30 protein-coding genes are annotated in these 24,827 nt (G+C 60.7%); 17 read left to right on the top strand and 13 right to left on the bottom strand.

The features are described from left to right. Window positions 1–13: 13 nt before the first annotated feature. Both cydX and V8G57_RS23035 read left to right on the top strand, forming a co-directional pair. Window positions 14–184 carry a cytochrome bd-I oxidase subunit CydX gene (gene cydX / locus V8G57_RS23030; RefSeq protein WP_092393316.1) on the top strand — a complete coding sequence of 57 codons (171 nt, stop codon included), beginning with the start codon at window positions 14–16 and terminating at the stop codon, window positions 182–184. After that, window positions 181–684: a DUF2867 domain-containing protein gene (locus tag V8G57_RS23035; protein ID WP_342831366.1), complete on the top strand. Its 504-nt coding sequence runs from the start codon at window positions 181–183 to the stop codon at window positions 682–684. Before cydX ends, V8G57_RS23035 begins: the two co-directional genes overlap by 4 nt. Here V8G57_RS23035 and V8G57_RS23040 read toward each other — a convergent pair. Further along, window positions 681–944: a hypothetical protein gene (locus tag V8G57_RS23040; protein WP_342831367.1), complete on the bottom strand. Its 264-nt coding sequence runs from the start codon at window positions 942–944 to the stop codon at window positions 681–683. The two genes, V8G57_RS23035 and V8G57_RS23040, sit on opposite strands and share 4 nt — an antisense overlap. 95 nt (window positions 945–1,039) lie before the next feature. Between V8G57_RS23040 and earP the strand changes: the two genes are divergently transcribed. Together earP and V8G57_RS23050 are read left to right on the top strand one after the other, a co-directional pair. After that, window positions 1,040–2,194 (top strand): elongation factor P maturation arginine rhamnosyltransferase EarP, encoded by a 1,155-nt coding sequence (gene earP, locus V8G57_RS23045; RefSeq protein WP_342831368.1) that lies wholly within the window; start codon window positions 1,040–1,042, stop codon window positions 2,192–2,194. Between the two features lie 138 nt (window positions 2,195–2,332). Then, complete coding sequence (locus V8G57_RS23050) at window positions 2,333–2,902, top strand: elongation factor P (protein ID WP_342831369.1); 570 nt, start codon at window positions 2,333–2,335, stop codon at window positions 2,900–2,902. Between the two features lie 60 nt (window positions 2,903–2,962). Here the strand turns inward: V8G57_RS23050 and V8G57_RS23055 are convergent, their stop codons facing one another. Next, on the bottom strand, window positions 2,963–3,448 hold the full coding sequence (locus tag V8G57_RS23055; protein WP_175500878.1) for a MarR family winged helix-turn-helix transcriptional regulator: 486 nt from the start codon (window positions 3,446–3,448) through the stop codon (window positions 2,963–2,965). A 124-nt stretch (window positions 3,449–3,572) separates the two neighbouring features. Between V8G57_RS23055 and V8G57_RS23060 the strand changes: the two genes are divergently transcribed. After that, entirely contained in the window at window positions 3,573–4,475 is a 903-nt protein-coding gene (locus V8G57_RS23060) for an EamA family transporter (protein ID WP_092393298.1), read from the top strand. Here V8G57_RS23060 and V8G57_RS23065 read toward each other — a convergent pair. Beyond that, window positions 4,469–5,722 carry an MFS transporter gene (locus tag V8G57_RS23065; protein ID WP_175500869.1) on the bottom strand — a complete coding sequence of 418 codons (1,254 nt, stop codon included), beginning with the start codon at window positions 5,720–5,722 and terminating at the stop codon, window positions 4,469–4,471. The two genes, V8G57_RS23060 and V8G57_RS23065, sit on opposite strands and share 7 nt — an antisense overlap. A 253-nt stretch (window positions 5,723–5,975) precedes the next feature. Then, entirely contained in the window at window positions 5,976–6,410 is a 435-nt protein-coding gene (locus tag V8G57_RS23070) for an Rrf2 family transcriptional regulator (protein WP_342831370.1), read from the bottom strand. A 130-nt stretch (window positions 6,411–6,540) separates the two neighbouring features. Between V8G57_RS23070 and V8G57_RS23075 the strand changes: the two genes are divergently transcribed. After that, a complete protein-coding gene (locus V8G57_RS23075; protein ID WP_342831371.1) occupies window positions 6,541–6,828 on the top strand; it encodes a helix-hairpin-helix domain-containing protein in 288 nt (95 codons plus the stop codon). Window positions 6,829–7,130: 302 nt separating this feature from the next. On the opposite strand, the gene mmsB is transcribed toward V8G57_RS23075, so the two are convergent. The 3 genes from mmsB to V8G57_RS23090 form a co-directional block, all read right to left on the bottom strand. After that, window positions 7,131–8,030, bottom strand: coding sequence for a 3-hydroxyisobutyrate dehydrogenase (gene mmsB, locus V8G57_RS23080; protein ID WP_342831372.1), 900 nt, complete (start codon window positions 8,028–8,030; stop codon window positions 7,131–7,133). Between the two features lie 36 nt (window positions 8,031–8,066). Further along, window positions 8,067–9,581 (bottom strand): CoA-acylating methylmalonate-semialdehyde dehydrogenase, encoded by a 1,515-nt coding sequence (locus V8G57_RS23085; protein ID WP_342831373.1) that lies wholly within the window; start codon window positions 9,579–9,581, stop codon window positions 8,067–8,069. Window positions 9,582–9,654: 73 nt separating this feature from the next. Further along, on the bottom strand, window positions 9,655–10,890 hold the full coding sequence (locus V8G57_RS23090; protein ID WP_425458323.1) for an ABC transporter substrate-binding protein: 1,236 nt from the start codon (window positions 10,888–10,890) through the stop codon (window positions 9,655–9,657). A gap of 171 nt (window positions 10,891–11,061) precedes the next feature. On the opposite strand from V8G57_RS23090, the gene V8G57_RS23095 reads away from it, so the two are divergent. Both V8G57_RS23095 and V8G57_RS23100 read left to right on the top strand, forming a co-directional pair. Further along, window positions 11,062–11,994, top strand: coding sequence for a LysR family transcriptional regulator (locus tag V8G57_RS23095; protein WP_092393577.1), 933 nt, complete (start codon window positions 11,062–11,064; stop codon window positions 11,992–11,994). A gap of 43 nt (window positions 11,995–12,037) precedes the next feature. After that, window positions 12,038–12,871, top strand: a complete 834-nt coding sequence (locus V8G57_RS23100; protein ID WP_342831374.1) for a GNAT family N-acetyltransferase — start codon at window positions 12,038–12,040, stop codon at window positions 12,869–12,871. Here V8G57_RS23100 and V8G57_RS23105 read toward each other — a convergent pair. Together V8G57_RS23105 and V8G57_RS23110 are read right to left on the bottom strand one after the other, a co-directional pair. Next, window positions 12,868–13,443 carry a DUF1439 domain-containing protein gene (locus tag V8G57_RS23105; RefSeq protein WP_342831375.1) on the bottom strand — a complete coding sequence of 192 codons (576 nt, stop codon included), beginning with the start codon at window positions 13,441–13,443 and terminating at the stop codon, window positions 12,868–12,870. The two genes, V8G57_RS23100 and V8G57_RS23105, sit on opposite strands and share 4 nt — an antisense overlap. Continuing rightward, entirely contained in the window at window positions 13,416–13,631 is a 216-nt protein-coding gene (locus tag V8G57_RS23110; RefSeq protein WP_342831376.1) for a hypothetical protein, read from the bottom strand. Before V8G57_RS23110 ends, V8G57_RS23105 begins: the two co-directional genes overlap by 28 nt. Before the next feature lie 327 nt (window positions 13,632–13,958). Here V8G57_RS23110 and V8G57_RS23115 point away from each other — a divergent pair, with 327 nt between their 5' ends. After that, window positions 13,959–14,909 (top strand): IS110 family RNA-guided transposase, encoded by a 951-nt coding sequence (locus V8G57_RS23115; protein WP_342831377.1) that lies wholly within the window; start codon window positions 13,959–13,961, stop codon window positions 14,907–14,909. Between the two features lie 95 nt (window positions 14,910–15,004). On the opposite strand, the gene V8G57_RS23120 is transcribed toward V8G57_RS23115, so the two are convergent. Further along, entirely contained in the window at window positions 15,005–15,238 is a 234-nt protein-coding gene (locus V8G57_RS23120) for a hypothetical protein (RefSeq protein ID WP_139219983.1), read from the bottom strand. Between the two features lie 266 nt (window positions 15,239–15,504). After that, a complete protein-coding gene (locus V8G57_RS23125; RefSeq protein WP_342831378.1) occupies window positions 15,505–16,050 on the bottom strand; it encodes a GNAT family N-acetyltransferase in 546 nt (181 codons plus the stop codon). 642 nt (window positions 16,051–16,692) lie between these two features. On the opposite strand from V8G57_RS23125, the gene V8G57_RS23130 reads away from it, so the two are divergent. From V8G57_RS23130 to V8G57_RS23160, 7 genes are all read left to right on the top strand, one after another. Continuing rightward, complete coding sequence (locus V8G57_RS23130; RefSeq protein ID WP_342831379.1) at window positions 16,693–18,132, top strand: DHA2 family efflux MFS transporter permease subunit; 1,440 nt, start codon at window positions 16,693–16,695, stop codon at window positions 18,130–18,132. 65 nt (window positions 18,133–18,197) lie between these two features. Continuing rightward, on the top strand, window positions 18,198–18,368 hold the full coding sequence (locus V8G57_RS23135; RefSeq protein ID WP_175500868.1) for a hypothetical protein: 171 nt from the start codon (window positions 18,198–18,200) through the stop codon (window positions 18,366–18,368). Window positions 18,369–18,431: 63 nt separating this feature from the next. Next, window positions 18,432–19,358, top strand: a complete 927-nt coding sequence (locus V8G57_RS23140; protein ID WP_342831380.1) for an ABC transporter ATP-binding protein — start codon at window positions 18,432–18,434, stop codon at window positions 19,356–19,358. Then, window positions 19,355–20,116 (top strand): ABC transporter permease, encoded by a 762-nt coding sequence (locus tag V8G57_RS23145; protein ID WP_092393268.1) that lies wholly within the window; start codon window positions 19,355–19,357, stop codon window positions 20,114–20,116. Before V8G57_RS23140 ends, V8G57_RS23145 begins: the two co-directional genes overlap by 4 nt. Before the next feature lie 15 nt (window positions 20,117–20,131). Then, on the top strand, window positions 20,132–20,725 hold the full coding sequence (locus V8G57_RS23150) for a GNAT family N-acetyltransferase (RefSeq protein WP_342831381.1): 594 nt from the start codon (window positions 20,132–20,134) through the stop codon (window positions 20,723–20,725). 11 nt (window positions 20,726–20,736) lie between these two features. Beyond that, complete coding sequence (locus V8G57_RS23155; protein WP_342831382.1) at window positions 20,737–21,114, top strand: hypothetical protein; 378 nt, start codon at window positions 20,737–20,739, stop codon at window positions 21,112–21,114. 116 nt (window positions 21,115–21,230) lie between these two features. Beyond that, complete coding sequence (locus V8G57_RS23160; RefSeq protein ID WP_342831383.1) at window positions 21,231–22,286, top strand: permease; 1,056 nt, start codon at window positions 21,231–21,233, stop codon at window positions 22,284–22,286. Here V8G57_RS23160 and V8G57_RS23165 read toward each other — a convergent pair. Next, window positions 22,255–22,713, bottom strand: a complete 459-nt coding sequence (locus V8G57_RS23165; protein ID WP_342831384.1) for a GlcG/HbpS family heme-binding protein — start codon at window positions 22,711–22,713, stop codon at window positions 22,255–22,257. The genes V8G57_RS23160 and V8G57_RS23165 overlap by 32 nt on opposite strands. Before the next feature lie 89 nt (window positions 22,714–22,802). On the opposite strand from V8G57_RS23165, the gene V8G57_RS23170 reads away from it, so the two are divergent. Then, a complete protein-coding gene (locus tag V8G57_RS23170) occupies window positions 22,803–23,687 on the top strand; it encodes a LysR family transcriptional regulator (RefSeq protein WP_342831386.1) in 885 nt (294 codons plus the stop codon). Between the two features lie 29 nt (window positions 23,688–23,716). On the opposite strand, the gene V8G57_RS23175 is transcribed toward V8G57_RS23170, so the two are convergent. Then, window positions 23,717–24,820 (bottom strand): alpha/beta fold hydrolase, encoded by a 1,104-nt coding sequence (locus tag V8G57_RS23175; protein ID WP_342831387.1) that lies wholly within the window; start codon window positions 24,818–24,820, stop codon window positions 23,717–23,719. Window positions 24,821–24,827 lie beyond the last annotated feature (7 nt).

Below are 24,827 nucleotides of genomic sequence, written 5' to 3' on the forward strand. Positions count from 1 at the left end.
AAGGGAGAAACTTATGTGGTATTTCGCATGGATATTGGGAGTCGGCCTGGCGCTGGCGTTCGGCATCATCAACGTCATGTGGCTGGAAGCGAACTACGCGTTCGGCAGCCGCGACGAAGAAACCACCCGCGAGCGGTTTGAAAGCGCGGCGGCCGAGTACGAAGCCAGGACGCGTAAGAAATGAACGGCACCGCGCTCCTCGTCATGCCGAGCCCGAGCTGCAGCGCACTGTTGCCCGGGCATGATTTTGTCGACGCTTACCAGGTCCAGGCTGGCATGCCGGGCCTGGACGCGCGCCAGGCAGCCGAGGCTGTCCTCAGGAATCCGCCTGCCTGGATAAAACGGTTGGTGTCGACACGCAACCGCGTGGTCAGGCTGTTCCAACTGAAAACAGTTGAGATAGGCGTGGATGATGCGGGTGCCCCGCAGCCCACGATAGGCGGTTTTCCTGTCGTTGCGCAATCACCGCAAGAGGTAGTGTTAGGGTTCGACGACAAGCACCTGGATTTCAGGGTCAGCGTGACGGTCGCACCTGCGGGCACCGCCGGCACGCTGGTGACCGTCAGCACCGTAGTCAAGACCAATAATCTCCCGGGACGAACTTATCTTGCGGCGATCATGCCTTTTCACCGGATCATAGTCCGTCATTTGCTGGAACACGCCCGCTTCGACCGAGCCGCCTAGCCAGCTTGCGTTTCGGCTTGCGTTTCGGCTTCCGTTGCCGCCGCAGCGACGTCACCATCTTCGCTGCGGCCTCCGTCGCCGCCGGCGCTAATCGCTATGGCCACCTGCTCCAGCTTGGTCACCGCCACATTCAGCGAATCGTTGACCTGCGCCTTGGTGTGCCCGGGCATGGTTTCCGCTATCTGCGCCACGGCTCCTGCCAAATCGATTACTGCCAGCGTCAGGTCGGCAATCAGGTCGCGCTCATTCGTCATCTTCATCGTCCAGTGTCATGCGGGGGACGGCATTATTACATTACACTGTCAAATGCAAAACCGCCGGGCAATAAAAAAACGCACACACTGGAACCTGAATCTTGGACCAACATCATCAAAAGACGACCTTGGCATTGTTTTGCAAGGTGGTCGACAACTACGGCGACATCGGCATCTGCTGGCGCCTGGCGCGGCAACTGGAACAGGAACACGGCATCGGCGTGACCCTGTGGGTAGACGACCTGCAGAGTTTCCAGCGGATCTGTCCGCAAGTCGCCACCGACCGCGAGACGCAGCAGGTGAGCGCCGTCACGATACGCCACTGGCGCGGCCAGGACGGCGTGTTTACGGCCGCCGACATAGCAGACATCGTGATCGAATTTTTTGCCTGCGACATACCGCCCGCCTATATCGCGGCGATGGCGGAACGTGTGCCGCATCCGGTATGGCTGAACCTGGAAGGGCTCAGCGCGGAAGCATGGGTGGAAGGCTGCCACACATTGCCTTCACCGCAATCGCGCTCCTTGGTCAAATATTTTTTCTTCCCCGGCTTCACCGGCAAAACCGGCGGCCTGCTGCTTGAATCCGGCCTGCTGCAACAGCGCCAGGCATTCCTGGATGACCAGGCCGCCATGGCGGCCTTTCTGCGGCAGCTTGGCGTCACGCCGGCCGAAATGGCATCCCGCAAGGTCTCCCTGTTCTGCTATCCGCAGGCGCCGGTTGCGGCCGTGTTCAAGGCATGGCAAGGCGGCGGCAAGGCGATTGCCTGCCTGGTGCCGGAAGGCGTTGCCGTCGACACCGTCGAGGCATTTCTGGGACAAGCGGCGCAAGCCGGCGCCAGCGCAACGCGCGACGCATTGACCGTGCGGGTGCTGCCCTTCCTTCCCCAGCAGGACTACGACAAGCTGCTATGGGCCTGCGACCTCAATTTTGTGCGGGGCGAGGATTCCTTTGTGCGCGCCCAGTGGGCCGGCAAACCGTTTGTCTGGCATATCTATCCGCAAGACGAAGACTTGCATCACGTGAAATTGAACGCATTCCTGCAGTCATATGCGGCCACAACGGAAAAGCTGGCCGAATTTTCCCTATGCTGGAACGAAGCTACGAAAGCAGCGGTGGACTGGTCGGCGCTATGGCCGGCATTTGCAGCCGACATGCCAAAAATTGCCATGATGGCCATGGATTGGCAGCAGCAAATGTTGGCAAATGGTGACTTGGCCGGCAATTTACTGAAGTTTGCCGAAACAGTTAGGTAAGGCGCGCAAAAAAATAGGTTAAAATATACGGCTAATTTTTGACGCAATTAAAAATTCAATCATACGTTGGCTTGCGGCGTTTTTTGCCAGTAGGCTACAGATGATTCTCAAGTAACCTACTTTTTACGTATATTCGCTATGAAACCTGCAAAAGAAATTCGTGTTGGCAACATCATCATGGTTGACAGTAAGCCTATGATCGTCTTGCGTTCTGACGTCAACGGTTCGAGCCGCACGGGCTTCACCTACAAGTGGAAACTGAAGAACCTGCTGACCAACGCTCCGATGGAAAACGTTTTCCGCGGCGACGACAAGTTCGACGTAGTTGTGCTCGACAAGAAACCGGTGACCTATTCGTACTTCGCCGATCCCCTGTTCGTGTTCATGGACACCGACTACGAACAGTATGAAATCGAAGAAGAAAACCTGGGCGACGCCCTGCACTACCTGAAAGACGGCATGGAATGCGAAGCCGTGTTTTACGACGGCAAGGCAATTTCGGTCGAACTGCCGACCACCATCGTGCGCCAGGTTGTCTACTCGGAACCAGCGGTCAAGGGCAACACTTCGGGCAACGTCCTGAAAGAAGCCAAGATCGAAAACGCCATCGAAGCGAACCAGCACATCGTCATGGTGCCGCTGTTCGTCAGCTCCGACGACATGATTGAAATCGACACACGCACCAACGAGTTCAAGAAGCGCGGTTAATACCTTCCCGCCCATAAAAAAAACGCTGCCGATTTATCCGCAGCGTTTTTTTTCGCCTGGTCAGGATTCAAACTTGACCAGCAATTGGCGCAGCAATCCCGCCAGCTGCTCCCTGTCCGCTCCGCCCAGTTCAGCCAGCAAGCGATGCTCGTTGGCGACATGGGTCGCCACCGCCTTCTCGATCAATTCCAGTCCGCTCGGGGTCAGGCTGATCAGGACACTGCGCCGGTCGTCCGGGTTATGCGCGCGCTCCACCAGGCCGGCGCGCTCCAGGTGGTCGATGCGGTTGGTCATGGTGCCGGAAGTGATCATCAGCGACTGCAGCAAGGCGTTGGGCGACAGCCGGTACGGCTGGCCGGCGCGGCGCAGGGTTGCCAGCACGTCGAACGACCAGTTGGTCAGGCCGAACTGGTCCAGCCCCTCGTTCACTCCCCGCTCCAGGTAATGCGCCAGCCGGCCGATGCGGCCGACGACGCCCATCGGCGAGCTGTCCAGGTCGGGCCGTTCGCGCCGCCATTGCTCAAGAATCTTGTCGACTTTATCCATTGCCATTCAAACAGCCTGCTTCCCGTGAATTAGTAAGGTCAAAGCCGATATCTTGACATCAAGAGAAGTTGATGTAAAATGTATTTATCTTGATATGAAGATAGTTCACATAAAGATTAATGCCATGAAGAAAACGAACTCCGCCCTGAATGACACGCTGCTCACCGCCATCGCCCCGGCGATCTGGGGCAGCACCTACCTGGTCACCACCCAGTTGCTGCCGGCCGGACACCCATTGATGCTGGCGATGCTGCGTGCGTTGCCGGTCGGACTGTTGCTGCTGGCGCTGCTGCGGAAACTGCCGAGCGGCATCTGGTGGCTGCGCGTGTTTGTACTCGGCGCCTTGAATTTCACCGTGTTCTGGTCGCTGCTGTTCGTATCGGCCTATCGCTTGCCGGGTGGCGTTGCCGCTACGGTCGGCGCGATCCAGCCCTTGATGGTGCTGCTGTTTTCCTGGCTGCTGTTCCGCCAGCTGCCGCGCCGCCTGGCCCTGGCCGCAGGCGCGGCAGGCATCGCCGGGGTGGCGCTGCTGGTGCTCACGCCGTCGGCCAGGCTGGACGCCATCGGTATCGCCGCCGGCTTGCTGGGTGCACTGTCCATGGCGATCGGCACTGCGCTCAGCAAACACTGGCGCGCGCCGGTAGCGCCGCTCACCTTCACCGCCTGGCAGCTGACTGCCGGCGGCCTGCTGTTGCTGCCCTTGGCGCTATGGCTGGAACCGCCGCTGCCTGCGCTCGACACGAAAAATATCGTCGGCTTCCTCTACCTGGGCCTGGTCGGCGCCGGCCTGACTTACTGGCTGTGGTTCCGCGGCCTGCAAAAAATCCAGCCGGCCGCGGCCGCTTCGCTCGGCTTGCTGAGTCCGGTGACAGCGACCGTGCTCGGCTGGCTGGTGCTCGACCAGCACCTGTCGCTGCTGCAGATACTGGGCGCAGCGATCATCCTTGCCAGCGTCTGGCTTGGCCAATGGTCGGCACAGCCGGCAGGACCAGCCGCCGCTCCTGCCAAGCGGGCCGCCGGTTATTGACTCAAGGTCTCGGCCAGGTTCTTGTTGTTGAAACCGAAGCTGGCGATCACCGCCAGGCTGGCCAGCGCCAGCGCGCCGCCCAGCCACAAGGTAGCCGGGATGCCGAGCGAATCGACCACCACGCCGCCGGTGGATGAGCCCACCGCAATCGCTACCTGCACGATGCTGACGAACAGCGCGGAACCGGCTTCCGGCAGATCAGGCGACGACAGCTGCAGCCAGATGCTGGCGCACAGAGGAATGGCGCCGAATGCCACGCCCCAGGCCAGCACCATGGTCACGACGCCGGCCTGGGATGCATGCAGCAGCGGCAACGCGAGCAATGCCACCATCAGGATCGCCACCATGGAAAACAAGGACAGCTGCAGGTTGCGGGAGACGGTGGTCGAGATCCCGAAGTTGGAAACAAACCCGACGAAACCGAAGCCCAGCAATACCGACGTAATTGCCGGCAGGCTGAATCCTGCGCTTTGCACCAGGAACGGCGTGACATAGGTGTAGGCAGAAAAGTGCGCGCCGAACACCAGCGCTACCATCAGCAGGCTCTTGCGGATGGTGGCGCGGCCCAGCAAGGCGCCCAGGTCGCTGAAGCGTATCGCCGCTTTTGACGGCAGCGAAGGCAGCAGCAGTGCTTGCGCAGCCAGCGCCACGGCAGCCAGCACACCGGTGGCGATGAATGATGCGCGCCACGAAGCCAGGGTGCTGATGAAGGTTCCAAGCGGCACCCCGATCACGGTGGCGAAGGTGACGCCGGTGAGTATCATCGCGGTTGCCTTAGCCGCATGCTCTTCTTTTACCAGCCGCGCCGAAGTCGCCAGCGCCAGCGTCCAGAATCCGCCCAGCGCCGCGCCCAGCAGGGCCCGGCCCAGCAGCATCGTGCCAAAGCCGGGCGCCATCGCCGAGATCAGGTTGGACGCCAGCAGCAGCACCGACAGCATCAGCAAGATCAGGCGACGGTTGATGCGCCCTGCTCCCAGCATCAGCGCCGGCGCCGAGATTGCTGCAATGACGCCTGGCGTGGTCACCATCAAGCCGGCGGTGCCGGGCGAGACGCCGAGGTCGCGCGCGATTTGCGGCAACAGCCCGACGGGCAGGAATTCGGTCGTGACAAAAGCAAACGCGCCTATCGCTACCGCCACCACCGACAGCCACGAACGCAAAGGCGATGCCGCGCTGCTGGTGGCATGCACCGGCAGATCGAGGAGGCTGTCGTTCTGGGCGCTGATCGCCGCCATATTTTTTTCCATGTGAAACTCCTGTTCGTTACGTCCGATAGAACTGACTGAAATCAATAAAAATGCAGCCGGTGCTGGCCACCCGTACCGGCTGCCCTGCATCAGGTTTGCTGCGGATTCATCTCGCCACAGCTAAACTGTATTATTTTTTAATACAGTTTAAAATATAAAAATAGGATCAAATTTCGATCCGGCACTCAATTCACTGCGTAACTGCCAAATTAACTGTATATGATTTTTATACAGTTAAATATAAAAAAAACCACTACTTGCCTGGCTTGTCGGCAATCTTGTTGACCAGCTCGGACAATTTCCTTTCCCGCAAAATATCCAGCAAAGCCCCTTCGACTTCCGACACCACCGGATCAAGCACCATATCCATGCCGCAGCTGACCGGACAGCAAAGGTCTTTCGAGCGCGTATTGTGTTTCAGCACCGGCCCTTCTTCCACCGCCTGGTAGATCTCGGCCAGGTTGATGTCCGACGCCGGCCGCGCCAGCTGCACGCCGCCGCCCTTGCCTTCCTTGGTCAGCACCAGCCTGGCCTTGCTCAGCTTGCGCAGCAGTTCACGCACAAAAACGGGATTGGTATTGACGCTGGCAGCAATGGCCGTGGAGGGGTAAAACACTTCCCCGCCCTTGGTAGCGTACTCGACGCTGACTAAAATATGTGCCGCCACGGCAAATCGACTCGACTTCATACTGTAATATTATTCGATACAGATATTGCCGGTCAAGTAATTTTGCTGCATAAGCTTATGCAGGGCGGGAACGAACGCCAAGGCAGTGTCACAATGAGCGAACCGCCACAAAATACGTAATGGAGAGCGAATGCCCAAATATCTCGACAGGGCTGCCGTAGTACAGCTGGAGGATTTGCCGAATATCGGCAAGGCTGGCGCTGCCGACCTGCGCCGCATCGGCATTCAGAACCCAGGTCAATTGGTCGGCCAATCGCCGCTGCAGATGTACGACACCCTGTGCGCCAAGACCGGCGCCCGGCACGATCCGTGCGTGATCGACGTGTTCATGTCGGCGGTGCGCTACATGGAAGGCGCCGAAGCGCTGCCGTGGTGGTCATACACGGCAGAACGCAAGCGCCTGCTCAAGTCAGGATAACCAGAGCTCATTTCATCAATATTCGTGAGATGCGTTCTAGGGCCTGTTAACATTTAATTTGGGAGATGCGTTCAAAGCAAAACGTGTGGTGGCAAGGCGCGTGGCGCAGCAGGGGCTGGCCGCCCCTGCAAGCCATGCAACGCGGCCAGCGCACGTTTTGCTTTGAACCCTTCGGGAACGGCTGCAGGCGTCGCATGCCGTTGTTGCAACTCCTTGCCGTAGCACCGCTACGTCGCGTCGCTGCGCCTAGGCACGCAACGCCTGCCGCGCGTTCGCACTCCCAAATTAAATGTTAACAGGCCCTAGGCTCCTTCGGCCTTGGCCAGCATATTGAAAATGCTGGAAAAATCCAGCCCGCCGGCGCCACTCTTGCTGTGGATGTCGTACAGGTTGCGCGCCAGCGCGCCGAGCGGCACGCTGCTGCCGGTGGACAAGGAATTTTCCACCGCCAACCCCAGGTCCTTGAGCATCAGGTCGACGCCGAAACCGCCGGCATAACCCTTGGACGCCGGCGCATTTTCCATCACGCCCGGACACGGGTTGTACACTTCCAGCGCCCAGTTGCGGCCCGAGCTTTTCGCCATGATTTCCGACAGCACCTTGGGATCCATGCCGTTCGCCATGCCCAGCCGGATCGCTTCGCAGCTGCCTATCATGAGTATCCCCAGCAGCATGTTGTTGCACATCTTGACGGTCTGGCCGCTGCCGTTGTCGCCGGCATGGAAGATCGCCTTGCCCATTTTTTCCAGGTAAGGCTTGGCAAGCGCAAAACCGTCAGCGGAACCGCCGACCATGAAGGTCAGCGTGCCGGCGGCAGCGCCGCCGGTGCCGCCCGAGACCGGCGCGTCGAGCATGGTGAAACCCTTGTCGCGCGCCGTTGCCGCTACCTTGCGGGCGGCGTCGGGAGCGATGGTCGAGCAGTCGATCAGCAATGTGCCCGGCGCCACCTGCGCCAGGATGCCGTTGGGGCCAAGGTAGGCGCCCTCGACGTGGCGGCTGGCCGGCAGCATCGTGATGACGATCCTGGCTGCCGCCACCGCGGCCGGCAAATCGCTGCCGGTGCTGCCGCCGCCGGCGACAAACTTGTCGACGCTGGCCGCCACCAGGTCATGGCCGCTGACCTTGCAGCCGGCTTTCACCAGGTTCAGCGCCATCGGCAAACCCATATTGCCGAGGCCGATAAAAACGATGTCGCTGCTCATGTCAAAATCTCCTGTGGTCCGTGGGATGCTGCTGCATCATTTCATCGAAATCGTCGTGTTGATCTCGCCGCCGTCCGCGTCCGGCGCAAACCAGCGCGCGGTCACGGTCTTGGTCTGGGTCCAGAACTGCACCGCCTGCTTGCCGTTAGGGCCGAGGTCGCCCAGCTTGGAAGCGCGCGAACCGGTGAAGCTGAAGTAAGCCACCGGCACAGGGATCGGCACGTTGATGCCGACCTGGCCGACATCAATCTCGTTCTGGAACTTGCGTGCCGACCAGCCCGACGACGTGAAGATCGACGTGCCGTTGCCGTTCGGGTTGGCGTTGATGAAGGCAATCGCTTCATCCAGCGTTTCGAGTTCGACCACGCACATGGCCGGGCCGAAAATCTCTTGCGTATAGATATCCATCTCGGCAGTCACGCCGGAAAAAATGGTGGGGCCGACAAAATTGCCGTCAGGGTAGCCTGCCACCTCGCAGTTACGGCCATCCAGCAACAGCTGCGCGCCCTGCTCCACGCCCGATCCGATCAGGCGTTCGGTGCGCGCCTTGGCGGCTTTCGACACCATCGGCCCGAGGTCCGCCTTGCGGTCGCTGCCCGGCCCGATCTTCAGGCCGCGCGAACGCTCGACGATTTCCGGCAACCAGGAACGCGCCTTGCCCACCAGCAGCACCATCGAATTCGCCATGCAGCGCTGGCCGGCAGCGCCGAACGCCGCGCCCAGCAGGTTGTTGATGGCCTGGTCCTTGTTGGCGTCGGGCAGCACGATGCAATGGTTCTTCGCGCCCATCATGCATTGCGCGCGCTTGCCGGCTTCGCTGGCGCGGCGATAGACATGGGTGCCGACGCTGGTCGAACCGATGAAGGAAATCGCCTTGATGTCGGGATGGTCGCACAGCATGTTGGCCACATCCGGGCCGCCGTGCACCACGTTCAATACGCCCGGCGGCAAGCCAGCCTGCTGCGCCAGTTCAACCAGGAACAGCGAGGATGAAGGATCTTGCTCGGACGGTTTCAGGATAAAGGTATTGCCGCAGGCAACCGCGACCGGGAACATGAAGCACGGCAGCATCACCGGGAAGTTGAACGCCGTGATGCCGGCGCCCACGCCCAGCGGCTGGTTGATGGTGTAGACATCCACGCCGGTAGCGGCATTCTCGGCCAGCTCGCCCAGCTGCAGCGAGGTGATGGAACAGGCATGCTCGACCACTTCCAGGCCGCGCATCACTTCGCCTTCGGCATCCGGCAAGGTCTTGCCGTGCTCGCGCGTGATCAGCTCTGCCAGCGGCGCGATGTTTTCACGCAGCAGCTGCTGGAACTTGAGCATGATGCGCATGCGCTGCGCCAGCGAAGTGTTGCGCCAGCCAGCGAACGCCTGCTTGGCGTTGGCGACCGCATGGTCGACTTCGGCCTTGGTGGCGAACGGCACGCGCGCTACCACCTCCTGGGTCGCCGGATTGAGGACATCGCGCCATTCGGTGCTGGCCGACTGGACGGCTTTGCCGCCGATATGCAAAGGAACATTCGGAACGCTGGGAATATTGGTAGACATGATGGCTTCCTCGAACAATTGAAACAATAAAAAATGAACGGCGTCGCACCGCAGCGCGGGCGCCTTGCTGGTCTTACTTGACCAAGGGACAGGACGCGTCCATCGGCTTGAAAGCTTGTTGCGCCGGGATGGTCGACAGCAGCTTGAGGTAATCCCAAGGCGCTTTCGATTCGGCCGGCGTTTTCACCTGGTACAGATACATGTCATGGATCACGCGGCCGTCCGGGCGGATGGAAGCGTTGCGCATGACGGCGTCCTGGATCGGGATCTCGCGCATTTTCTGGGTCACGATTTTCCAGTCGTGCGATTTGGTCGCGGCTGCTGCTTTCAGGTATTGATAGACGCTGGAATAGACGCCGGCGTGCACCATGGTCGGCTTGTTGCCTTTGTAAAGCGTTTCAAACCGCCTGGAGAAGGCGCGCGTTTCGTTGTCGAAATCCCAGTAGAAACCGTCGGTGTAGACCAGGCCCTGGGCATCGTTCAATCCCAGCGCATGCACGTCCGACAGGAATACCAGCAAGGCCGCCAGGCGCTGGTTTTTGGTGCCGATGCCGAACGAACGCGCCTGCTTGATCGCATTCACCGTGTCCTGGCCGCCGTTGGCCAGGCCGATCACCTGCGCCTTGGAACTCTGCGCCTGCAGCAGGAACGAGGACAGGTCGCTGGCGTTGAGCGGATGGCGGATCGAGCCGACCACGGTGCCGCCGAGGCGCTTGACGACATCGCCGGCATCCTTTTCCAGCGACTGGCCGAAGGCATAGTCGACGGTGACGAAGTACCACGATTTCTGTCCCATCCTGGTCAGTGCGGCGGCGGCTCCGGCTGCCTGCGAGTAGGTGTCGAACATCCAGTGGAAACCGTTGGGCGCGCATTCGGCGTTGGTCAGCACCCCGGTCGCCGGGCCGCTGTACATGGCGATGCCGCCCTTGTCGCGGATCAGTCGCTGCACTGCCAGCGCCACCGAGGAGTTGGTGAGGTCGGCGATGGCGTCGACCTTGTCGCGGTCTATCCATTCACGCGCCTTGGAGGCGCCGATGTCGGCCTTGTTCTGGTGGTCCGCGGTCAGCAGTTCGATTTTCATGCCCTTGCATTCGGCCTTCAGGCAATCGTCGATCGCCATCTTGGCCGCCACCACCGAACCGGGCCCGCCCATCGCCGAATACGGCCCCGACATGTCGGTCAGGATGCCGACCTTGTAGGTATCGCCTTCCTGGGCCAAGGCCTGGCCGCCGGCGAGCAAACCTGTTAACGAAAAGATCACGGCCGAACTGCATGCAAGCAGCTTATTGCGCCCCGCATTTATCCACATCCTGGTCTCCTGTCTTTTAGCCGGTTCCGCCACGGTGGATCCTGGGCTGATTTTTATGAATTTCTATATAGGTATACTGCATGTGCATTATTATTGGGACAATAGACAATAATCCACAACAGCTTTGCATTTATGCAAAGCGAGGAGATGCAGGTGAAATCGACAAATGCCATGCTGGACTGGGATAACCTGCGCGTGTTCCTGGAGCTGACGCGCAGCCAGGGCCTGGTGGAGGCCGCAAAGAAACTCGGCATAGACCACTCGACCGTGTCGCGCCGCATGCGCCGCTTTGAAGAACAGGTCGGCAGCCAGCTGTTCGAGCGCAACAACCAGGGTTATACATTGACCGCGGAGGGCCATCGGCTGATCGAATATGCGGAGCGGGTCGAGAGCACGGTATACGCCGCCGCGGAAGAACTGAGCGGCCACAACCGGCTGCTGTCGGGACAGGTCCGGCTCGGCGCTACCGAGGGCTTCGGCACTTTTGTGCTGGCGCCGCACCTGGCGCATTTTTGCGCCCGGCATCCGCACATCACGGTCGACCTGCTGCCGGTGCCGCGCTTCGTCAACCTGTCCAAGCGCGAAGCCGATATCGGCGTCACCATCGAGCGTCCGCAAAGCGGCAATTACGTCGTCACCAAGCTGACCGACTATCTGCTCAAGCTGTACGCCACCCGCTCCTACCTGGAGACGCACGCGCCCATCAAGACCTTGCAGGACTTGAACAGCCATGCTTTCATCGGCTACGTCGACGACCTGGTGTTCAGCGAAGAACTGCGCTACAAAGACAACGTGGCGCCAGCCGCTTTCCGCGCGTTCCGCAGCACCAGCGTGATTGCCCAGTACACGGCGGCGCGCAGCGGCCAGGGGCTGGCGATCCTGCCCTGCTTCCTGGCGCAGCAAAGCGACGACCTGGTGCCGGTGCTGGACGGCCAGGCCGACATCCAGCGCGCATTCTGGCTGGTGGCCGCCACCGAAACCCGCAATGTGGCGCGGGTAGCCGCGCTGTGGCGTTACCTGCGGGAAGTGATCGAACCCAACCGGCCGTTCCTGATGGGGGAATCGCGGCACATGACCTACTCGGATACAATTGTCCCGGCCTGAATCGCTCCCCCGAATTGCTCCCTCAACTTGCCCCCGACTTCCCATGATTTTGACTGGCCCCGAACTCGCCCGCGCACTAGAGCAGGCCGAAGCAACACATTTGAGCCGGCAGGTGGCGGCCTGCCGAGAGTTTGGATACAAGGACGCGCGCGCCATCGCCATCGCCGGCGGCGTCGCCGCGCTCACCGATCCGGCTTTCGGACGCAAACTCAACCACGTCACAGGACTGGGCATGGGAGCGCCGGTGGACTCCGGCGAGCTGGCGCGGCTGGAAGCCGAGTACGCCGCCCATGGATTGGAGACGCAGGTCGATGCCTGTCCTCACGCTGACAGCAGCACGCTGGCGGTCCTGGCCGAGCGCGGCTATGCGGCCAACGCTTTCAGCAATACCTACGTGCGCCACCTGGCGCCGGCGGATGCCTATGCAGCGGCCGCCAGCGGGATAGAGGTAATCGCCGACAGGGTTCTGGTGGAAGCCACGTTTGCCGGCGACTCGGTGGCCGGATTCTCGGTGCAGGCGGTAAATCGCCCGCCCGTCTTGCTGGAGACGCTGGCGCGGATTGCCTTGCAACGAAGCGATACGCTGCTGTTCGCCGCGACCGTGGACGGCAAGGTAGCCGGCACGGCCGGCATGAGCCTGATCGAGACGCCGGCGGGACTGCTGGCGCATTTGTATATCGCCAGCACGCTGCCGGCGTACAGAGGACGCGGAATCCAGCTTGCGCTGCTGCACGCGCGGCTGGCGGCGGCCCGCAACGCCGGCTGTACGCTGGCCAGCGTCACGGCGCGGCCGGCGAACACCAGCGCGCGCAACACCGAGCGCGCCGGCTTTAGCCTGGCTTACACCAAAACGACCTTCGCCAAGCGCCCGGTTTAAGCGCCGGACTCGTTGATTTCCACCGCGATGCCATCCTGCTGCACCGTGATCGCACCGGGCTCAAAGGTCTTGCCGTTGAGCCGCAGCTGGTCGCTGGTGAAGGTATAGATCGGGTAATTATTCAGCACCTGCTGCGCCACGACCGCGCCGATCTGGCTCAGCTGCGGCTTGTATTGGGCGGGCACGTTGCTGAAATCGATATTGTCGACAGTAGGATTGTCCAGCTGCACGGCGCGCGTGGCCCGGTCATACTTCAAGCCGCTGCTGAGCGTGATCGCGCCATTCAACGTCCCCGCCAGCAGCAGCGGGCTAAGCACGCTGACATGCACCCGCGTCAATACCCGGTTTTGGTCCGGGTTGAGCGTCAGGCGCGGGTTCTTCAGGCCGACATTGAACACTTCCGCATAACGCAGCTGCTGCGGGAACTTGCTGTCGATGGCAGTCTGCAGCTGCTTTTGCGAAAACGTGTATTCGTTGGACCAGATATTGTAGCCGGCCCAGGCGCCGGCCGCGGCAGTCATGGCGCCAAGGGCCAGCATGGTCTTCACCAGTATGCGTCGTTTGGTATGCATTGTTTCCTGTCGCCTCCGGCCTGCCGTGCAAATAGTTGCCGCATGCCATCAGCCTTTGTGTTGCTCAAGCTTGTAGTATAGATGGATATCTTCAGGTGCAAGGCGATACAGCTCATCATGTTCCAACGCGCCAAGGCGTAGGGCGCCAATAGCGAAGCGTATTGCGCCGCATGTTTGATCGACATCATGCAGTATTCTCTTATCGCTATTCACGCCAATTCATTTGACATCCCGTACCCTGGTGAGGCATCACATGCGGCGTAATACGCTCCGCTTGTATGGTTAGAAATGACGCTTTCTGGGAAACTAGAAGGTGCCGGAGTGGAGGGACAACGCTTCGCATCTGCGGTTTTCACTGACAGACTGTATTAGATCTCTCCCACTCCACCTCTCCAACGTCGATGAGGAATCCAGCGGCCGTTAATGGCCTGCCAGCCCGGACCGCCGATATGTGCAAGCTAACGTGAAGAGAGGGCCACTCCGACAATTCTCACTCTAGCCATAAGGAGGCATTCATGCAATCCCCCCTGTTTATTGGTGTTGATGTCGCAAAGGCAGAAGTCGTCCTTGCCTGTTCACAAAACAGCTTTCCAGTGCAGACGGTGGCAAATGCTTTGCCGGCACTACGGAAATTTCTTAACACTTTGCCGCCAAGTACACACATTGCGATGGAGGCCACTAGTCTCTATCACCAGGATCTGGCAGATTTAGCAGTGAAGATGGGTTTCTCTGTCTTTGTTCTCAATCCGAAAGATACCTGGCACTATGCCAAAGGCATCGGCATGCGAGCCAAGACTGACCGGGTGGATGCGCAGATGATTGCTCGGTATGTAGCGCACGAAGTGGCGCATCTGCGCGCCTATGAACCAGCCACGCCAGAACAGAGGGCCATGGATCAATTGCTCAAGCGGTGGGCCAAAATCGTCTCCTTGAAGACCGCTCTTCGCCTGAGCTGCGATGGCGTGCCCTCACTGAACGCCAAGGCCACAAAGTTGATCGCCGGCTTCACCGAATTACTCAAGCATATCGACTGCGAAATTGCTGCGTTGAATAATGCAATTCCACAGCGCGCCGAACAAATTGAGCGCTTGAAATCTATCGCCGGTGTCGGGCCCTTAACCAGCGCCTGGCTGGCCAATTTATTGGATCGGGTCAAATTCAAAAACAGCGATGCCGCTGTAGCATTTGTCGGCATGGATCCACGTCCTTGCGACTCCGGCCAAAAGCGGGGACGGCGGCGTCTGTCCAAGCGCGGTCCGTCGGAAGGTCGACGGCTCTTGTTCAATGCGGCAATGGCAGCAGCAAAATCACCGATTTGGGCACCTACCTATGCCCACTATCGCCAGCTCGGGTGGGCTTCCACTGCGGCCATCATGATCATTGCGCGCAAAATCCTGCGCATCGCTTACATCTTGACGAAGAACGGATCAAGCTTCGACCCGCACTTCGTTTCCATAAAAGCTTGACCAAAACCATAGAATCTATTACGCCCTACACGGGTAGTTTCGGCCATTTCTTTCATGCCACATCTGGTAACTTTTATCTTTTTGCCAGCCTCAACTCAGCGCCACCAATCCCAATTTTTCAATGAATACCAAAATTCATCGCCATACTTCAACGCTAGAGTCCCGCATATAAGTATAGAAAGCACTATCACAGCGGCAGCCCATCCAAACGACGACAGCACAAGCTCAAAGACGAGGAAAATTCCTAAAAAAATGCCAAATAGAGCACCGCAGCCAAAACGGGTTATTTTCTCTGATTCACTTAGTTCTTGGTCTTCATTAGTTTCCATAGTTGCCCACTAAGTCGTTCGATTTCTCGCTTTGTTTAAAACCGTGACATACAGGCTACAACCAGCTTCTGGGCGGCAGCGTACTGATGATGAGCGACCACTTCTGGTATAGAGACAAGAAGGTCCTGTTGCGATAGCAAAGAATCGACGTCAAGCATTTCACCAAAAATTCGAAGCATGCAACTCATTTCATTACCGTGCTTTAGAAGAAGCGGGAAGTGTAGTCTTTAACACTAAAAGATACCGGGGCAATTTGACATCTTGTTTTAACCGGCCTTCCATTCGTGTTTTAGGAGGGCGAAGCTGTATTCATCGGACCAGGCGCCCTTGAAGAAAATATTTTCCCGATAATGCGCTTCGCGCCGGAATCCTTGCTTCTCAAGGAGGCGCACCACGCTTGCATTCCGCGCATTCACGGTGGCGACAATCCGGTGTTTCTTCAGATCGTCAAACAACAAGCCGATAACCCTGGACAGGGCTTCGGTGGCGTAGCCCTGGCGTTGGCAGCTGGAATCGAAAGTCACGCCGAGCTCGGCTTGCCGGCCGCCGTCGAAGAAATGCACCGCTACGTCTCCCGCCAGCACCGCGTCTTCCTTGCGTTCTACTGCAATCTGAAACCAGGTCTGGTCGGCATCGAACGCCAGCTCGCGCTGCTGCTCAAGAAAAGCCGACGCGTCCGCCGCCGAGAACGACGACCAGCTCTGGTAGCGGGCTACCTCGGGTTGATTGCGGTAGCCTGAAAATGCCGGCAGGTCATGCTGGGTGAACCTTCTTAATATCAATCTCTCGGTGGTCAGCGGGAATATTTCCATGTGCAGGTTACGTCCTTAGATAGTCATTCTTTTTTGTTTTGCCCGGCCGAGGCGCCTGCCTGGACCGTCTGGCCCGAAAAAACCAAGGGCAAGCATCAAGACTGGAAGAACTTGCGGAGTTTTTGCCGCATGTTTATACTTTCTCGTTCGTTTGCGATGGGAGCAATCCTTCCGCCAGGCGATAATGTGTTCCGTAACGCCGTTTCCGTCAATCCTGCCTTGGGCGCACCGCCTTGGCGCACCGCCTTGGCACAAAGACGAGCGGCACAACCTTGCCGATGGTGATGTCGTGCGTAAAATCATTTCCTGAAATCTTCCGCAACCTGCGGATTCGATCCGAATGCAAACCCCGCCATCGCAGCCCACCTCCGCGACGGCGATCACAGCTGACGCATCAGCGATAAACATGCGCCTTGCCTGACACCGGCTTGTACCGGATCCCGTTACAGTTTTTGCAGCACAGGCGGCTGCGCGCCGCCTGAATTTAAAAAGAACCAAGTTATTCAAACGGCAATCCGGCCGGGCAGTTTTTGCCCGCCTGTCGATTTCGGCGACTTCCGTTCGACTAGGTATCGAGGCCCCCTGAATCTTGCGGCTCGATTGCCCCCTCGTGCAAAGTCCATCATCCTTGGAAAGACCGACATGACCGAAAATCCTACCCATGCTGCAACCCGCGACCGCCGCGGCCTGGCCCTGATCGTGCTGTGCCTGGGCGTGCTGATGATCGTGCTCGACACTACCATCGTGAACGTGGCGCTGCCGTCCATCAAGACTGACCTGAAGTTCTCCGACACCTCGCTGGCCTGGGTGGTGAACGCCTACATGCTGACTTTCGGCGGTTTCCTGCTGCTCGGCGGCCGGCTCGGCGACCTGTACGGGCACCGGCGCCTGTTCCTGATCGGCATCGCATTGTTTACCCTGGCCTCGCTGGCTTGCGGCCTCTCCACCACCCAGGGTTTCCTGCTGGCGGCGCGCGCCGTGCAAGGGCTGGCCGGCGCCGTGGTGACGTCGGTAGCGCTGTCGCTGATCATGGACTTGTTCACCGAGGCGGCCGAACGGGCCAAGGCGATGGGAGTCTACGGTTTCGTCTGCGCCGGCGGCGGCAGCCTGGGCGCGATGCTGGGCGGCCTGCTGACCGATACCCTGAGCTGGCACTGGATTTTCCTGGTCAACCTGCCGATCGGCATCGCCGTCATTGCCCTGTCATTGCGGCTGCTGCCGGCCGTGCATAGCCAGGCGCAATCGAAGCACCTGGACGTGTTCGGCGCGGTTACCGTCACCGCCGCGCTGATGCTCGCCGTGTATGCCATCGTCAACGGCAACGAAGCCGGCTGGGCCTCGCCGCGCACGCTGGGCCAGCTCGCGGTTGCCGCGGTACTGCTGGCGGCTTTCCTGGTGATCGAAACGCGGGTGCGGGTGCCGCTGATGCCGCTGCGCCTGTTCCAGCTGCGTAATGTGGCGGTCGCCAATGTGGTGGGCGTGCTGTGGGCGGCGGCGATGTTCGCCTGGTTCTTCCTGTCCGCGCTGTACCTGCAGCTGGTGCTCGGCTACAAGCCGTTGCAGGTCGGGCTGGCTTTCCTGCCGGCCAACCTGATCATGGCCGTCTTTTCCCTCGGCATCTCGGCCAGGCTGGTGATGCGCTTCGGCATCCGGCGGCCGCTGGCGGTGGGCTTGCTGCTGGCAGCCTGCGGCCTGCTGCTGTTCGCGCGCGCCCCGGTCGACGGCCACTTCGTCGCCGATGTATTGCCGGGCATGATCCTGCTCGGCCTGGGCGCCGGCGTTGCCTTCAATCCGGTGCTGCTGGCGGCCATGAGCGACGTTGCGCCATCCGAATCCGGGCTGGCTTCGGGCGTGGTCAACACCTCGTTCATGATGGGCGGCGCGCTTGGCCTCGCCGTGCTGGCCAGCCTGGCGGCATTGCATACCGAGAACCTGCTGGCGGCCGGCGCCGAGCCGGTGGGTGCGCTCAACAGCGGCTACCAGGCTGCGTTCCTGGTCGGCGCCTGTTTCGCCGGCCTGGGCGCCGGTCTGGGCGCCCTGCTCTTGCGCACCAAAACCATGGAGAGCGCCGTGCCTGCATGACGCTCCGGCGCACCAATCAGTGAAACGCCGTAGCCCCGGTGTTTCCTACTTGTCGGGATAAACCTATGTTTGAGAAAGAAACAGACGCAGCACCTGTCAGCGAAACCGAGTACCGCCAGCTGGTGGCGGAATTCGACCTCCTGTGGAACCGCGCGACGACGCCGCAGGAGCAATCGCGCATGGAGAACCTGATCAAACTGATCGACGCCTTCGAGAACGGCCTCCGCCAAAATTAATTTTCCATTCAGGATTAGAATGCACGGCAAGGCACACCTGCACTTATTACGATCGAACGGCTCATGCAAAATATCATTTCTGTAGCAAACGTCTCGAAAACCTACGCTTCCGGCCACCGTGCCCTCAACAACGTCAACCTGGAGATCCGCCGCGGCGAGATCCTGGCGCTGCTGGGTCCGAACGGCGCCGGCAAGACCACCCTGATCAGCTGCATCTGCGGCATCCTCAACATCTCCGAGGGCTCGGTGCGGGTCGACGGCCACGACATCGGCGCCGATTTCCGCGCGGCCCGCTCCCTGATCGGCCTGGTGCCGCAGGAACTGACCACCGACGCCTTCGAAACGGTGTGGGCGACGGTGTCCTTCAGCCGCGGCCTGTTCGGCAAGCGGGCCAATCCCGCCCACATCGAAAAAGTGCTCAAGGATTTGTCCCTGTGGGACAAGAAGGACAACAAGATCATGACCTTGTCCGGCGGCATGAAGCGCCGGGTGCTGATCGCCAAGGCGCTGTCGCACGAACCGCAGATCCTGTTCCTCGACGAGCCGACCGCCGGCGTCGACGTCAACCTGCGCCACGACATGTGGCAGCTGGTGCGTTCGCTGCGGGAAAGCGGGGTCACCATCATCCTGACCACCCATTACATCGAGGAGGCGGAAGACATGGCCGACCGCATCGGGGTGATCAACAAGGGCGAGATCATCCTCATCGAGGACAAGAAAGAACTGATGCACAAGCTCGGCAAGAAGCTGCTGACGCTGCAGCTGGAGCAGCCGCTGGCGCAGGTTCCGCCTGAACTTGCGGCCTACCAGCTGAGCCTGTCCAGCGATGGCAGCCAGCTGGTCTATACCTATGAGAACGACGGCGAACGGGTGACCATCATTTCGCTGCTCAACGCCCTCAGCGCCCAAGGCATCCAGTTCAAGGATATCCAGACCACGCAAAGTTCCCTAGAGAATATTTTCGTCAACCTGATCAAGGACGGACAATGAATTTCCATGCAATCCGCGCCATCTACAAGTTCGAAATGGCGCGCACCTGGCGTACCCTGCTGCAAAGCATCATCGCCCCGGTGATTTCGACATCGCTGTATTTCGTCGTGTTCGGCGCCGCCATCGGCTCGCGCATCGCCCAGGTCGACGGCGTCAGCTACGGCGCCTTCATCGTGCCGGGGCTGGTGATGCTGTCGCTGCTCACGCAAAGCATCTCGAACGCCTCGTTCGGCATCTACTTCCCCAAATTCACCGGCACCATCTACGAGCTGCTGTCGGCGCCGGTTTCCTATCGAGAGATCGTGATCAGCTACGTCGGCGCCGCCGCCAGCAAGTCGATACTGCTCGGCCTGATCATCCTGGCCACGGCAGGATTGTTCGTTCCGCTGCATATCGAACATCCGCTCTGGATGATCCTGTTCCTGCTGCTGACCGCCATCACCTTCAGCCTGTTCGGCTTCATCATCGGCATCTGGGCCGACAATTTCGAAAAACTGCAGCTGGTGCCGCTGCTGATCATCACGCCGCTGACTTTCCTCGGCGGCAGCTTTTACTCGATCAAGATGCTGCCGCCGGTGTGGCACACGATCAGCCTGTTCAACCCGGTGGTCTACCTGATCAGCGGCTTCCGCTGGAGCTTCTACGGCACCGCGGACGTGAACATCACGATCAGCCTGGCGATGACGGTGATGTTCCTGGCGGTGTTCCTGGCGATCGTGGCCTGGATCTTCAAGACCGGGTACCGGCTCAAATCCTGAGGAGCACGATAGCTCATGCAACCCCAGGCTCCCGTCGCCGCCGGCCGCGCATCGGCCCTTAGCCTGCGTCCCGCGCAGATGGCCGACGTGCCGGTGCTGGAAGCGCTGATTGCCCGCTCCGGCATCGGCCTCAGCGCCGGCTTCTATTCGGATGCGCAGGCGGCAGCCGTCACGCGTCATGTGTTTGGCGTAGACACGCAGCTGATCGCCGACCAGACCTATTTCGTGATCGAGGATGCCGGCAAGGCCGTGGCCTGCGGCGGCTGGAGCAAGCGGCGCACCCTGTTCGGCGGCGACCGGGCGAAGAGCGGCGCGGATCCCCTGCTCGATCCGTCGCGCGAAGCCGCCCGCATACGCGCTTTTTTTGTCGATCCCGGCATGGAGCGCCGCGGCCTCGGCAGCCGGCTGATGCGGCATTGCACCAGTGAGGCGCTGCGCAACGGCTTCAGCGCGCTGGAACTGGTCGCCACGCTGCCTGGCGAACCGCTGTACCTGGCGTCCGGCTTCGCCGTCATCGAAAGGTTCGCGCTCGACCTGCCAGGCGGCATCCAGGTGCCGGTGACGCGGATGAGGAAATACATCGGGCCGGAACAAACCCCGGCGCCCTGACTGGACAGCCTATGCACGGCAAACACACAAGTCTCCAGCTGTCCCTGTACCTGATAGCCGCGGCGGTCCTGCTGGTGGGATTGTTGTCCGCCGGCCTGATCTATCGCGCCGCCGCTGAACGGGAAAGCGCCGCCCTCAGCTACCAGGTGGTGGGCGGAGGCGTTTATGCCGTCGACCCGGGCGATTCCAAGGCTTACCGCCGCGACATCGAACTGTATGGCGGAACCTCGGGAAGATTGATCGCCGATTTCAACCGCTGGCTGTCCAGCCTGTGGCATGGAAAACGGCTGGCGTATGTACTGGCTGTCTTTTCTGCTGGAATAGCCTATATCTGTTTCTCGGTCGCGCGCGACCAGATGCCCGATACGCCACGGGACAAGGACGGCTGAGGTGCCAGCGAACTGTCCGGCGCGCCCCGATCCCGCTTATAATCTGCCGCTGCGGATCAAATCCGCCCCGCTGCGCCGGGTTATGATGCGTTGTCATTTCTACAGGATGTATTTCCATGCACACTCTATCCCCCCCATCCAGCGCCAGGGGTTGGTCGTTCTGGTGGAAACCGGCATTGTTCCTGCTGGTTGCCGTGGTCGGCCTGTACTACGTCAAATGGTCGCCCTACTATCTCAAATCGTTCCTGGCCGCCGACAAGCACAGCATCGGCGCCTCGATCCTCGACGATAAGCAAGGCGCACCCGTCGCCGCCGCGCTGGCCTACGCCAAGGTGTATTTCCTGGCGATCTGGAAAGCCGCGGTATTGGCGGTGATCCTGGGTTCGCTGCTGCAGGTGCTGATACCGCGCGACTGGCTGCTGCGCCTGTTCGGCCGCGCCGGCTTCGGCTCGGTGCTGCGCGGCGGCCTGTTCGCCTTGCCCGGCATGATGTGTTCCTGCTGCGCCGCTCCGGTAGTGGCGGGCATGCGCCGCCAGCAAGTCTCGGTGGGCGCGGCGCTGGCGTTCTGGATCGCCAATCCGGTGCTGAACCCGGCGACGCTGGTGTTCATGGGTTTTGTGCTTGGCTGGGGCTTCACCGCCCTGCGCCTGGTAGCCGGCCTGGTGCTGGTGCTGGGCGTGTCGATGATCGCGCAGCGCATTTCCCGCCCCGAAGAAATTCCGGCGGCGGCAGCAGAGGCGGTAATCGAAGCCAGTGCACCTGCGCGTGCAGATTTCCTGGGACGCTGGGCCCGCACCATCTGGCAACTGTTCTGGAGCACGATCCCGGTGTATGTGCTGGCGGTGCTGGTGCTGGGCGCGGCGCGGGTCTGGCTGTTTCCGCATGTCGACGGCGCGATGGGCAACAGCCTGCTGTGGCTGGTGCCGCTGGCCATCGCCGGCACCCTGTTCGTGATCCCGACCGCGGCTGAAATCCCTATCGTGCAGACCATGATGTCGCTGGGCCTCGGCACCGCGCCGGCAGTGGCGCTGCTGATGACCCTGCCGAGCATCAGCCTGCCGTCGCTGCTGATGCTGCGCAGGGATTTCGATGCCAGGGTGCTGGTGGCGGTAGCCTTGTTGACCATGCTGGTCGGCGTGATCAGCGGACTGGTTGGCGCTGCGCTGCTGTAAGCGCTGCGGCGCCGGCCAAGGCGACCAGCGCATCCTGATCCGACTGCATGCCGGACACGCCTATGCCGCCGGCCACGGCGCCGTTGCACAGCAGCGGCAGGCCGCCCTCGAGCGGCATCAGGTTATCCATCGCCAGCAGCCGCAGATGGCTGCCGCCTTGCCCCAGCGCGTCCTGGAAAACGGCCGTAGGCCGGCGGAAAGCCACCGCGGTTTCGGCTTTCTGCAGGCTGACCCTGATGCTGCCTAGCTGGGCTTGGTCCATGCGATGCAAAAGCAGCAGCTGGCAGGCGCTGTCCACCACCGCGATCACCATCGGCCAGCCACGCTCGCGGGCATAATCCTCCGCCGCCTGCGCCACCGCCTTCGCGTCCGCCAGCATCAGCGGCGGGCCATACTGCACGACAGAATCCACACGATCAGCTGCCATATCTTTCTCCTTAAAACGATGGATGGAGTATAGGCTTTCCGATTTTGATTGATAATTACCATAATCGGATAATCACTTTCATATTTTCAATGAAAATCACCTCGATCCAGGATTACGCCGCTTTTGTCGCCGTGGTCGACGAAGGCAGCCTGACGGCCGCTGCCAGGCGCCTCGGACGCTCTGTGCAGGCTGTCAGCATCTCCTTGAAGAGCCTGGAAGACGAGCTGGGACTGACGCTGGTGACGCGCAGCACGCGCCGCTGCGACCCGACGCCGGCCGGCTTGACATTTGCATCGCGCCTGCGCACCGTGCTGGCCGACATCAGCGACGCCCATGCCGAAGTGCAGGACGATGCCGCGCAACTTAGCGGCCCGGTCAGGATTGGCGCGTCAACATTGTTCGGCCCCGATTTCCTGATGCCGGTGCTGGCCGGTTTCATCGAGCGGCAACCCGGAATCGCCATCGAACTGGCGTTGTCGGACCGGCATGTCGATCTTGCAAAGGAAGGCCTGGACCTGGCCATCAGGATCGGCCACCTCAAGCAGCCGGACCTGAAAGCCAGGAAACTCGGCGTGCTGCGCCGGGTAGTTGCCGGCGCTCCCGGCTACCTGGCGCGCCGCGGCCGCCCCGGCAAGCCCGGCGACTTGCTGCAACATGACTGCATTCTGCGGCGCAATGCCCAGCAACAGGAAAACTGGACCTTCAGTTCTGGCAGCGTCATGGTGCGCGGCAGGTTCAGTTCCGACAGCGCGCTGGCGCGGCATCGCGCGGCGACGCTCGGCCTGGGCCTGTGCATGGCCCCGCTGTGGCAAATCGGCAGCCTGGTCGACAGCGGCCAGCTAGAGGTGGTGCTGGATGATGTCGCAATGCCCGGCTTGCCGATCCATATCGTGTGGCCGCAAGGCCGAATCCCGCGCCGGGTGCGCGCGGTCATCGACCTGCTGGTCGCGCGCCTGTCCGTGGCCGGGCTTTAGCAGGCAGCCAATCCCGCTGGCGTGGATATCTATTTTTTAGCCGACTCTTTCAATAGTTCAGCCAGATAGGATTGCCACACGGCTGCGCGCGTATGCGTGCCGTGGCCGTAGGTTTTATCGCTGATGGGGATCAATACGTAACGGCCGTTCTTGATTTTTTTGACCTGCGCTTCGGCGATGTTGGTTTCCGGCGGGTTGATGAAATCGTCGGCGGAGTTGATCCACATGAGCGGCGCCGTGATCTTGTCCAGGTTGGCGGACGGATCGTAGTTGCGCGATGCGCTGACCTGGTACAGCAAATCGTTGGCGTCGAGCGTGGCCAGGTCTTTTTTCACATGCTCGGTGACGTAGGCATCCGCGGCGTCGCGCGTCGGATAATCTTTTTGCTGCTGGTGCGGCGCGCTGCCGGCGATCAGCAGCAAGTCTGCCGCTGTGCGCAAGCCCTGCTGCGGCTGGGTCTTGTAATCGCCGCCCTGCCACGCCGGATCGCTGGTGATGCCATCGATCAGCATCTTGCGCCAGGCGCGGTTGCGGCCGGCGATCGGCACCGGCTGGCAAGCCAGCGGCATCAGCGCATCCATGAACGCGGGATAGGTTTCGCCCCACACAAAAGAATGCATGCAACCCATCGAGGTTCCCATCACCAGCCGCAAATGATCCACGCCCAGGCCTTGCGTGACCAAGGCATATTGCGCGGCGACCATGTCGTCATAATCGTATTTGGGAAAACGCGCATGCAAGCCGTCGCTGGGTTTTGAGGATTTTCCATGGCCGATGCCGTCGGGCAGGATGACGTACATCTTGGCCGGATCGAGCAAGCCGCCCGGGGCAAACAAGACGTCGGCGAATTGCGGCCGCAAGAATTGATGGCCATCGCCGCCGGTGCCGTGCATGACGATCACCGCATTGCTCACATGGCCGTCCGCATCGCGTTTTGGCGTTCCCAGCGTGGTGTAGTGCAGCTTCAGCGCGGGCAGCGTTTCACCGGAACGGAATTTGAAATCGCGTATGACAAAATCCCCTTCCTTGGTCGCCGGCGCCGGCGCGGATTGCGCTAGCGCCGCGGAGCCGCTGGTACAGAGGACTAAGGTAAAAGCGCAGGCGGCCGCACATTTGGAAAGAAAACGGGTCATGGTTGGT

Origin of the sequence: Collimonas rhizosphaerae (assembly GCF_038896935.1) — a bacterium.
GTDB classification, from domain to species: domain Bacteria; phylum Pseudomonadota; class Gammaproteobacteria; order Burkholderiales; family Burkholderiaceae_D; genus Collimonas; species Collimonas rhizosphaerae.

Coding starts and splice junctions, on each gene's coding strand:
- V8G57_RS23100 (WP_342831374.1), top strand. CDS start 12,038: ATGATTTTGACTGGCCCCGAACTCGCCCGCGCACTAGAGCAGGCCGAA.
- V8G57_RS23110 (WP_342831376.1), bottom strand. CDS start 13,631: ATGATGTCGATCAAACATGCGGCGCAATACGCTTCGCTATTGGCGCCC.
- V8G57_RS23125 (WP_342831378.1), bottom strand. CDS start 16,050: ATGGAAATATTCCCGCTGACCACCGAGAGATTGATATTAAGAAGGTTC.
- V8G57_RS23140 (WP_342831380.1), top strand. CDS start 18,432: ATGCAAAATATCATTTCTGTAGCAAACGTCTCGAAAACCTACGCTTCC.
- cydX (WP_092393316.1), top strand. CDS start 14: ATGTGGTATTTCGCATGGATATTGGGAGTCGGCCTGGCGCTGGCGTTC.
- V8G57_RS23090 (WP_425458323.1), bottom strand. CDS start 10,890: ATGTGGATAAATGCGGGGCGCAATAAGCTGCTTGCATGCAGTTCGGCC.
- V8G57_RS23115 (WP_342831377.1), top strand. CDS start 13,959: ATGCAATCCCCCCTGTTTATTGGTGTTGATGTCGCAAAGGCAGAAGTC.
- V8G57_RS23085 (WP_342831373.1), bottom strand. CDS start 9,581: ATGTCTACCAATATTCCCAGCGTTCCGAATGTTCCTTTGCATATCGGC.
- V8G57_RS23055 (WP_175500878.1), bottom strand. CDS start 3,448: ATGGATAAAGTCGACAAGATTCTTGAGCAATGGCGGCGCGAACGGCCC.
- V8G57_RS23135 (WP_175500868.1), top strand. CDS start 18,198: ATGTTTGAGAAAGAAACAGACGCAGCACCTGTCAGCGAAACCGAGTAC.
- V8G57_RS23075 (WP_342831371.1), top strand. CDS start 6,541: ATGCCCAAATATCTCGACAGGGCTGCCGTAGTACAGCTGGAGGATTTG.
- V8G57_RS23040 (WP_342831367.1), bottom strand. CDS start 944: ATGAAGATGACGAATGAGCGCGACCTGATTGCCGACCTGACGCTGGCA.
- V8G57_RS23165 (WP_342831384.1), bottom strand. CDS start 22,713: ATGGCAGCTGATCGTGTGGATTCTGTCGTGCAGTATGGCCCGCCGCTG.
- V8G57_RS23105 (WP_342831375.1), bottom strand. CDS start 13,443: ATGCATACCAAACGACGCATACTGGTGAAGACCATGCTGGCCCTTGGC.
- V8G57_RS23120 (WP_139219983.1), bottom strand. CDS start 15,238: ATGGAAACTAATGAAGACCAAGAACTAAGTGAATCAGAGAAAATAACC.
- V8G57_RS23175 (WP_342831387.1), bottom strand. CDS start 24,820: ATGACCCGTTTTCTTTCCAAATGTGCGGCCGCCTGCGCTTTTACCTTA.
- V8G57_RS23060 (WP_092393298.1), top strand. CDS start 3,573: ATGAAGAAAACGAACTCCGCCCTGAATGACACGCTGCTCACCGCCATC.
- V8G57_RS23070 (WP_342831370.1), bottom strand. CDS start 6,410: ATGAAGTCGAGTCGATTTGCCGTGGCGGCACATATTTTAGTCAGCGTC.
- V8G57_RS23095 (WP_092393577.1), top strand. CDS start 11,062: ATGCTGGACTGGGATAACCTGCGCGTGTTCCTGGAGCTGACGCGCAGC.
- V8G57_RS23050 (WP_342831369.1), top strand. CDS start 2,333: ATGAAACCTGCAAAAGAAATTCGTGTTGGCAACATCATCATGGTTGAC.
- V8G57_RS23130 (WP_342831379.1), top strand. CDS start 16,693: ATGACCGAAAATCCTACCCATGCTGCAACCCGCGACCGCCGCGGCCTG.
- V8G57_RS23065 (WP_175500869.1), bottom strand. CDS start 5,722: ATGGAAAAAAATATGGCGGCGATCAGCGCCCAGAACGACAGCCTCCTC.
- V8G57_RS23145 (WP_092393268.1), top strand. CDS start 19,355: ATGAATTTCCATGCAATCCGCGCCATCTACAAGTTCGAAATGGCGCGC.
- V8G57_RS23035 (WP_342831366.1), top strand. CDS start 181: ATGAACGGCACCGCGCTCCTCGTCATGCCGAGCCCGAGCTGCAGCGCA.
- V8G57_RS23160 (WP_342831383.1), top strand. CDS start 21,231: ATGCACACTCTATCCCCCCCATCCAGCGCCAGGGGTTGGTCGTTCTGG.
- mmsB (WP_342831372.1), bottom strand. CDS start 8,030: ATGAGCAGCGACATCGTTTTTATCGGCCTCGGCAATATGGGTTTGCCG.
- V8G57_RS23150 (WP_342831381.1), top strand. CDS start 20,132: ATGCAACCCCAGGCTCCCGTCGCCGCCGGCCGCGCATCGGCCCTTAGC.
- V8G57_RS23155 (WP_342831382.1), top strand. CDS start 20,737: ATGCACGGCAAACACACAAGTCTCCAGCTGTCCCTGTACCTGATAGCC.
- V8G57_RS23170 (WP_342831386.1), top strand. CDS start 22,803: ATGAAAATCACCTCGATCCAGGATTACGCCGCTTTTGTCGCCGTGGTC.